The 10,794-nt window shown below is 36.9% G+C and carries 2 protein-coding genes; both read right to left on the minus strand.

Features of this window, described 5'->3' with window-relative positions:
• Positions 1–66 precede the first annotated feature (66 nt).
• Positions 67–3,573 (minus strand): pyruvate:ferredoxin (flavodoxin) oxidoreductase, encoded by a 3,507-nt coding sequence (gene nifJ / locus ACWG42_RS10735; protein WP_455792240.1) that lies wholly within the window; start codon positions 3,571–3,573, stop codon positions 67–69.
• A gap of 297 nt (positions 3,574–3,870) precedes the next feature.
• Complete coding sequence (locus ACWG42_RS10740) at positions 3,871–10,587, minus strand: MSCRAMM family protein (RefSeq protein WP_455792241.1); 6,717 nt, start codon at positions 10,585–10,587, stop codon at positions 3,871–3,873.
• Positions 10,588–10,794 lie beyond the last annotated feature (207 nt).

The raw sequence follows: 10,794 nt of genomic DNA on the forward strand, positions 1-10,794 counted from the left end.
ATGGTAACAATTTTATAGCGTAATAAAGTAAACAAAAAGGACTGATTTCTCAGTCCTTAACGTTTATTAAGCTTCTTCTTTAGAAAGTGCGATTAATCTTCTATGACGTTTCATAGCATCTTTCTTAGTTTTCTCGAACATTTCGTATGCAGTTTCACCTTTTAATTTAGGTAATTGGCTGTAACGAGTTTCGCTCATCATGAAGTCGATCATCTTTTCGAAGTCTGGTTCTTTTGAGTCGATTGTTAGAGGTTTTTCGTTTCTTGGATCGAAACGGTATAAGTCTAAGTAACCACATTCAACAGCTTTCGCTTGTGTTCTTTGGTGGTTAGCAAGACCTCCCTTAATACCATGTTCAGCACATGGAGAGTAAGCTAAGATCAATGATGGTCCTTCATAGCTTTCAGCTTCTTTGATTGCTTTTAAAGTCTGAGCTTTGTTAGCACCCATAGAAATCTGAGCTACATAAACATGACCATATGCCATAGCGATCTGTCCTAAGTCTTTCTTAGCTGTTGTTTTACCACCAGCAGCGAACTTAGCGATAGAAGCAGCCTGGCTTGATTTAGAAGACTGTCCACCTGTGTTAGAGTAAACTTCAGTATCAAGTACTAATACGTTTACATTCAAGTTGTTAGCAAGAACGTGGTCAAGTCCACCGTAACCGATGTCATATGCCCATCCATCTCCACCAACAATCCAAACAGATTTGCTTACTAAGTCAACTTCAGATAATTCTTTTACCATTTCGATATCAGATTTAGCTGCAAGTTCTTTAATCGTTGGAGCAATTTCTCTTTCAGCTTCACGATCTCCGTGAATTTCAACATATTTAGCAAATGCATCTTTTAAAGCTGCATCAACATTGTCCATGTTGTCTTCCATTGTTTTGAGGATTCTAGCTTCTTTGTAGTTTTGAGCTAATGCCATACCATATCCGAATTCAGCATTGTCTTCGAATAAAGAGTTTGCCCAAGCAACACCTTCACCGTTTGCATCATTAACAAATGGAGTAGAAGGAGTAGAAGAACAGTAAATCATAGAACATCCAGTAGCATTGGCAATTAATAAGTCTCTACCAAATAACTGAGATACCAATTTGTAGTAAGGTGTTTCTCCACATCCTGGACAAGCTCCACTTACTTCAAAATAAGGCATTAAGAACTGAGAACCCTTAACAGTATCTACTGGGAAGAATTCAGATTTGTAATCTGTTTGTTTGTATAAATAAGTTGCTAATGGTTCTTCATCAAGTTTTTCATTGATATCTACCATTTCAAGTGCTTTGTTTCCAGCTTTTCCTGGACACTCTACCGTACATAGTCCACAACCTACACAGTTTGCAGGAGAAACTTGAATACGATATTTCATGTTTTCAACACCTTTACCCATTGCAGGTAATGTATCGAATGCCATAGGAGCGTTAGCAATTTCTTCATCATTCAATAAGAATGGACGAATAGTTGCATGAGGACAAACGAAGCTACAGATTCCACATTGGATACAGTTTTCTGGATGCCAAGTTGGTACCTGAACAGCGATTGTACGTTTTTCTTCGAATGCTACATTGTTACGGATAGATCCATCTAATAAGAAATCTCCTGTAAATGCAGATACTGGCATATCATATCCTTCAAGGCTATTAATTACTGCAACATGGTTATCGAAGTATTCATCACCTGTAAGTTTACGAGTTGAATCAAATGGAAGATTAGCCCAAGCTGCATCCACTGCAATTTCTTCAATACCAGCTTTACCAGCATCGATTGCTTTGTAGTTTAATTCAACAACAGCATCACCTTTTTTGCTATAAGATTTCTTAGCAGCAGCTTTCATCAACTCAACTGCAGATGCATAAGGCATGATCTGTTCGTTAAGTGCGAAGAATGCAGACTGAAGAATTGTATTTGTACGACGACCCATACCAATACTTTGTGCAATGCTTGTCGCATTGATGATATAGAATTTCGCGTGCTTTTGTGCTAACTGTGCTTTCATACGGTTAGGCATATGTTCAATGATTTCTTCTTTAGAGAATGTAGTATTCAATAAGAAGACACCACCTTCTTTAATGTTTTTCACCATGTCATATTTGAAGATGTAAGCATCTAATGAACATGAAATGAAGTCTGCGTTGTCAATGTAGTAAGTTGAACGGATTGGAGAGTTTCCAAAACGTAAGTGACTACGTGTAACCCCACCAGCTTTTTTAGAGTCATATGCAAAGTAAGCTTGTGCATATTGATCTGTATTATCACCGATGATTTTTACAGTTGACTTGTTTGCAGATACGGTACCATCAGATCCAAGACCCCAGAACAAGCAGCTAGTATAGTCAGTATCGATAGTAAATGATTTATCAGCCTCTAAACTAGTGTTTGTAACGTCATCGTTAATTCCGATAGTGAAAGAGTTTTTCATAACGTCTTTCTTTAATTCATCAAATACGCCTTTGATGTGGTATGGTTGTGTATCTTTTGATCCTAAACCATAGCGTCCACCAATAATTTCGATGTCTGTATCTTTTAATGCAGATAAGATATCTAAGTATAATGGTTCACCCATTGCACCGCATTCTTTTGTACGGTCTAATACAGCAATTTTCTTAACTGTCTTAGGAAGTACAGCATTTAAGTATTTAACAGAGAAAGGACGGTATAAGTGAACTTTGATCATACCAACTTTTTCTCCAGCAGCGCATAATGCATCGATCAATTCTTTTGCAGCTTCTGTAACAGAACCCATAGCAACGATAATACGATCTGCATCTGCAGCACCATAATAAGTAAATGGAGCATAGTCACGCCCTGTAACTTTGCTGATTTCGCTCATATAACCTGCAACGATATCAGGAATTGCATCGAAGTGAGTGTTACGAGCTTCTACACCTTGGAAGAAGATATCGTCATTTTCAGCACCACCACGAGTAACTGGGTTTGTGTGAGGATTTAATGCATTTTTGCGGAAACTTGCTAATGCATCCTTGTCGATTAAACCTTTGAATACTTCTGTATCCAACACTTCGATTTTACTAACTTCATGAGAAGTACGGAATCCGTCGAAGAAATGCAAGAATGGTACAGAACCTTTGATTGCAGCTAAATGTGCAACTCCAGCTAAGTCCATAGCTTCTTGTACAGAGTGAGATGCTAACATACAAGCACCTGTCTGACGACAAGCATAAACGTCTTCATGGTCACCAAAGATATTCAATGCTCTTGATGCCAATGCACGAGCAGCTACATGGATAACTCCTGGTAAACATTCCCCAACCATTTTGTAAATGTTAGGAATCATTAGAAGTAGACCCTGAGATGCTGTAAATGTTGTTGCTAATGTTCCTGCTTGTAAAGCACCGTGTACGGCACCAGCAGCTCCACCTTCAGATTGAAGTTCAGCTACTTTTACAACGCTTTCGAAAATATTTTTGCGACCCTGTGTTGCCCATTGATCCACAACTTCAGCCATAGGTGAAGATGGAGTGATTGGGTAAATCGCAGATAGTTCGGTAAACGCGTAAGCGCAATGTGCAGCAGCAGTATTACCGTCCATTGACATAAATTTCTTAGTCATTTGTTTTCCTCCTTGAATAACTGATACCTAACCATTATAAAACGAATCACTTTATTTTACTAGCGATTTCGATGTTTTTTTTAGAAATAAAAGCAATTTATTTCGGTTTGTTTTTGATATGTGAAAATATGTCTCAAATATTTACAAATTTTGAAACAAAATGACAAAAAATGTAAATAAAACTGTGTTTTCATACCGATTTATCTATAAAATACCACTTTTCCTACATCCACACATAAGAAAAAGACGAAGCGCGCACTTCGTCTTTTATCTTCCCCATCATTCCCCCAACTTCTTTTACTCTATGACAACACGTACAACACTGTCTTGTCGCTTCATCACATTGCTCGTATCACTTACATCATCCGTTCGTGAATTGATAACGAGTACCACATTCATCGCACTGCTATCCACATTCACAACACCTGTTGAAGTAACTTGTCCTTCATTTACTCTATACGTGACATTATAATCCGCTCCTACTTCTTCTACCGTATACACACCGAATGCGATATCAGAAAGCGTAAACGTATAATTATTCTCTGGTTCTAAGGTCACAATTTGCGTTGTATTTTGTCCATTTACCGTAACCGTGAAGATTTCTCCATCCATTGGCACATTCAACGCTCCATTGATTTCACGGATGCGCTTTGTAATAACCATCGTTCCCTGTCCAGTATTATCGGATGTTAAATTGATGATACCGATAACCGTTGTAGAACCAGGTGCCGCATTGAAGATTGCCTCTTCTTTTAAGTCTGCACTATTGATTAAATATTTTACTGGAAATGGTGAAGTACCTAACTCTTTCACTTGATACGTTCCACTTGGCAGGGTTCGAAGACTTTGATGCCAACTGTTATCCACATTCAAATCATAGGTTTCATTTACCTCATTGTTAATACCAGTAATGGAAAATTGATACGTGTCAGGCGCAACAGGTGGTAAATAATTCCCATCGTTATCTAACATATATTTAAAGACTTCAATGGTATTACGATTTCCACGCAATTCATTGATGACTTCTACTTGGTTGTTAATTCCACTCGCCATCATAACGGTAGCACTGGTTGCTTCTGGCCCTCCATTGACACGATATGTGGTTAAATACGATAAGTTCGCAATTTCTAACACGCGATATTGCCCTTCAGGAAGATCTTGTAATACACTTGTAAACATGTTTCCTGAATCAAGTTGTATTTTTCTTATGGTCGATTCATTGGATACTTCCACAAAGTAGATATCCCCATCTGCAGGCATAATGAGTGTACCATCCGCATTCTTAATCAATTTTGTAATTTCAAGTCTTCCCATCATTTCCCCAGAAGAATTGATAATATTCACCGTGTGTGCATTGTCTTGTAGATAGATACTTGCATTGTTTGTTTCTAACCCGTTATCTACAATATAGCTTACAGAGTATCCTAGATTGCTCATTTCTTTTACGGTGTAATACCCATTGCTTAGGTTCTTCAATGTAGAACTCCATCCATTGGAAGCATTCAAGACTACCACACTTCGATAACCATCCTGTCCACTCACTTCTACTTGAAATTGTTCATTTGCACTAGGTGAATGTAATACCCCACTTCCATCACGTACATATTTATTCAGTTTGATGGAAGATGAATCTTCATTCATCGTGTTGATCATCATCACCATATTTTCATCATTATCAACACTTACCACACCATTGCTTACTTCACTTCCCCCATTGATGATATAGGTAACCACATCATTGTTTCCTACTTCATCAATTACATACAGTCCACTTTCTAAATCCTTTACATCTACCATCCATCCATTGCTTTCATTTAACAGGAAGTTTTCATTATACCCTGGTTTACTAATAAATATTTCTGCTTCATAATCCCCTGTAGGACGGCGTAGTTTCATACCAACTCGTACATATTTTTCGATATGAATACTGCCTTTTCCTGATGGCTTTTGCGTATTGATAATTTGTAGTGTATTGCTATTTCCACTTACAGATACAACCGCACGATCCACTTCACTACCACCGTTGACAATATAAGTCACTTTATCTTCGTTGGTTGTTTCGTTGATGACATAGTCACCATCTTCAAGATCTTCGATGGTTTGCATCCACTGGTTACTAGCATCTAAGGTATAGAGCTGATTAAAACCAGGACGTGATACAAGGAAGACATAGGATGCAGTTCCTGTAGGACGACGCAATTGGTTATTCTCGCGAATATATTTTGCTAACGTAATGCTTCCTGTTTTTGAAACCGTCTCTGGATTTATAACTTCTACTTTATTGGCATTGTTACGTACTTGTACACTGGCACGATCAACTTGACTTCCTCCATTCACAATATACGTAACACCTTCTACATCCACTTCATTTACTACATAAAGACCATCTTCTAAACCATCAATACGCATACGATAACTATTCTCTTTGCTTAAATAGAACATTTCATTATAACCTGGTTTGGATACATGGATGCGATACATTCCACTTTGTGGTTTCACAAAGATTCCATCGGATGTTTCCATATATTTAATTAAGTCAATGCTACCATTCTTTGGCATAGGATTCATAGGATTGATGATATTGATTGTATTTGCATTTCCCGCGACATGAACTCTTCCAGAAGAGGAAGGTGTGGCATTGTTTACGATATACTCTACTTGATCACTTCCTTGTTCTTCCATGACTTCATAGTATCCATCTTTTAGTGAACGAATGCTTGCGTAGAAATGATTGTCAGCATTCAAGAGAATACGCGTTGTATCACAGGCACCTTGTATTGTTATCCAATAGGATTCATCTTGTGCAGGATAACAATAACATCCCTCTTCATCTCGTATCAATTTACAAATTTCAATGCTTCCCCTTGCACTGCATTCTTCATTGATGGCAGTAACGTATTGATCTTCATCACAAATGGTAAGTGTGGCTTCTCTCATCTTTTGATCATTGACAAGATAGTACACATCATCAAAATCACAATCTGCCTTCTGTGTAACTTCATACATACCTTCTTCTAACCATACTTTTTCATGCCATGAGTTTTGACAACTCATCATAAACTTCTCGTGGAAATGTTCCCCTTTAACTTCCATTTCAAAGCACATATCTTGATGTGGTTTAATCAATCTACCATGACCATCTTGTATTCTCGTTTCAATATGCAAATAAGCACTGGACTTCATTGTATTGATAAGTGTTACTTGTACATCATGTGTTCCTACTTCGAATGATCCATGATTTTGAGCACACTGGTCGTTTACTACAAGGGTAATCGTATCACATCCACATTCCTTAATTTCATATTTCCCAGGGAAACAATTTTCTACAATTTGTGTGAAGTTATTATAAGAATTCAGAGTATAGTTCTTCACACTCTCTGCATGTATCAATTGTACTTCAAAACATGCATCATGTTCTGGTGCTAATAAGTTTCCATGGCAATCCATCATACATTTATGAATGGTAATATCTACCCCATAATTCTTTTGTACAATCACATTGACGCAAACATCTTCCCCACGAAGTTCTATACAAACTTCATCATCAAAACATTGCCCTTCCATTTCAAAGCGAACATTTTCATTTCCGATTGCCTTCAACATATAAGAATCTGGTATCAAATTACTCAACTCTTGTTGGAATTCATTTTTATTGTTAAAGATTAGTTCTTCACAACACTTCTTACCACTTACTTGTATTACAAACTCATCTTCACAACGTGGTTCTTTTAAACATCCTTGCTCTTCTACCATACCTTGGAAATGCAAGCTTCCAAGTGCACATGGATGGTTGATAATGGTAATGCATACATCATCTTCACATACATCCACACAGGCAGATTCATATGGTAAATCATTGATTAAATAACTTACATATCCATCGTTGTTCAATTCTTTTACTTCATAATGTCCTTGTGGTAAATCATAGAGTCTAGCACAGAAGTCGTTATCTTTACTTAAGACCACCTTCTGTTTGAAACAATCACTCTCTACCAATACTTCAAAACATTCATAGCGATTCGGCTTGATTAGTCTACCATCTTCACTTGCTATCACTTTATTGAGTTCCATACATCCAAACAACATTTCTTCATTGATGATGGTAACATCGATTGGTTCTCCATCAAAGAGGAAATACCCATCGCTTTGTAGATTTCCATCAACGTTATAACATGTTTTACAAGCACTATTAAGTTCTTTGATTTCATAATGCTGTTTACATAAATCACATAAGGTAATACGGAAATCATTATCACAGTTCAATTCATAAACTTCGTGTGTATTCTTCCCTTTTAATAAAATTTGGAAACAATCCTCAGGTGAAGGTTTTACAAGTGCGTTTCCTTTACGAATTCTTTTTTCAATGTGTACCATACCTTCTCTACTGATGGAATTTATAATATCTACATGAATATCATCTCTTCCAAGTACAAAACATGCATGTTCTACACAAGAATTGTTGATACGATATTGCACATCATAGCCTTCATCTAATTCCCGTATTTCATATTCTCCCTCATCTAAATCATCAAAATAGATACAGAAATCGTTCCTATTTCTTAACGTATACGTACGACAGAAACATCTTCCTGATAATTCAAAGTGGAATTCATCTTGTGGACAAGGCGTACATAAATCACCATGTTCATCCATGATATACTTTGTAACAATGACACTTCCCATACAAGCTGTTTCTTCATTGATAATCATAACTTCTTCATCTTGTGAACCAAGTTTGATCTTTCCAAAGCTTTCTTCTCGTCCGTGTACGATATAGCTTACTTTATATCCCATATTATCCTTTTGAATGATGCGATATTTGCCTTCGCACAACTCATCCAATACAGCACACCATTGATTTGACGCATCCAAACATACTTTGAAACAATCATCACTTCCTTCTACTAAGATTTCAAAGAAGGCACCATTTGATGGTTTTTCCATACATCCATCACATCTGCGAACACAGGCAGATAGTGTCAAACTTCCACTATGCATTGCACGGTTGATAATGCATACATCTTGGTTACAGTCCCCCATATAAACAAATGCTTCTTTACAGATTTCGCGGTTTACCAAATACGTAGTTTCATAACATGCACTTCCACATTCACTGATTTGGTATTCACCTTCTTGTAATCCTTCTAATTGTATACACCAGTTATTGGAAGCCCGTAAGACATAGCATTGAGAGAAACATGGACCCTCTACTTCTACTTCGAATTCTTCATCTCGTGCAGGTTTCACCAACTCTTTACTTGCGGTTTCAATAAATTTACTTATCTTTAAAATGCCACAGTTATTACGCGTTATACTATTGATAATCTTTACTTCATGGTCGCAACAATCATCTACCATAAATCTGGCATGACGTCGTTCTCGTTCACAATCTACCTGATAACTTGTTTCATACTCGCAAGTTTCCTCTTCTCGTATTTCATAACTTCCAAAACGCAAATCATGGAAACACATAGAGAAGTCATTATCCTCATTCAATTCAAAACAACGTTTACAGAAATAAGAACTTAAACTTACTTGAAAGCATTGTCCCTTTTCTGGTTTCATCATATCGCCATATTCATTACGAATATATTTACTTACACAAATGCTACCACGATTACGTTCTTCATTGATAATGGAAACACAGAAGTTCTCGCTTCTATCATATCTTAGACAAGCACTGGTTTTCTCTCTTCCCCCATTGATACTATAACTCGTATTGTATTCCCCACAACTGATCTCACATACTTCATATTCCCCCACACAAAGACTTGCTAGATCAATACAGAAATTGTTGTTGGCATTTAGATAAAAGGCTTCATTCATGCCACATCCTCTTACCATAACTTTAAACTGTGCATCTTCTTGTGGTCTACAAACTCTGCCATCACATCCTCGTATAAACTTGCAAATGCGCAAAGCAGATGGTTGCATATCACAACAAGTATTGCGTTCTATATTGCTATTGATAATCCATACTTCTTCATAATTTCCTTCACAAAGTTGCAGTTGTGCCCCTTCGCTCTCATCACATCCCCCAACAATATAACTAGTCTCATACAAACTTCCATCACAATTCACTTCTTGGATATCATAAAATCCTGGAGTTAAACCATACAATGTGGCACAGAAATCATTCTCTTCACAAAGTGTGATACACTCATCATGTTCATCGGATATAATAGACACTTGAAACTCTTCAAAACAACTTGGTTTATTTAATTCTCCACAATTGTTACGAACGTATTTTTCAATGGTCAGCTGTGTATCCATTCGCTCTTCATTACAGATATGCAAAATATTTGTACCTGGCATCAATTCAAATAATGTACTCGTTGTTTCTTCTTGTTCATTCAAACGATAGAACGCTCTATAATCACAATATTCAAATTCCTCAATGTGATATACACCTGCACATAAATCTTCTACAGATGCACAAAACCCATTATGAACATTCAACTTCACAAATTTCTCATAACAATCACTTCTAGTAATGCGAATTAAAAATTCCATATCCTCGCATGGTTTCTTTGGATTTCCTCTACGATCACGCAAAGATTTACTAATTTGTAAATATGCTTTTGATAATCTTCGATTGATGATATGAAGCATGCGGTGTGAATGTTGTTCATCAAACATCACGGTCGCATAATCACTTTCCATCTCTTCATCGTCTACTCGATAGGTAACCTCATACATATCCCCATTGATCATTTGGGTACCACATTCATCCACCTGTGAAATACGGTATTGCATAGCCCCCATATTGTTCAGCGTCATCTTTCCGATACCACTTTGTTCATCAATGTTGATTTCTGCATGTGTACACTCATTTTGTGAATGACAAATTTTCACAAAACGCTTTGCCTGATTCTTCCATGGACTTCCATCATCATTTACTTCTTCCACGATGATATCCATCGTTCCCTTTACATTACATGGCTCAGGCTGAATAGTTTCAAGTAAATGCACTTGAAACCTGCTGGCAAAGACTTCCTTTAAGTGTTTGCTCATCTTTATCCTCCTTCTTATATAAGCCTATTTTTTTTCTTATACATTCTAGTATATGAGCCCACTTAAAAATTGTGTTACTTTATTGAAAAAGAGGCTGTAACGAAATAGACACATTTGGAAATTCAGATGATGCCTAGGAGGTTACGACCTCTTTTTTTCTTGTATATGAGTCATATAGGTTGAAATCAGCTCATTGAGCTTAAAAAA

Source organism: Amedibacillus sp. YH-ame10 (assembly GCF_053848885.1).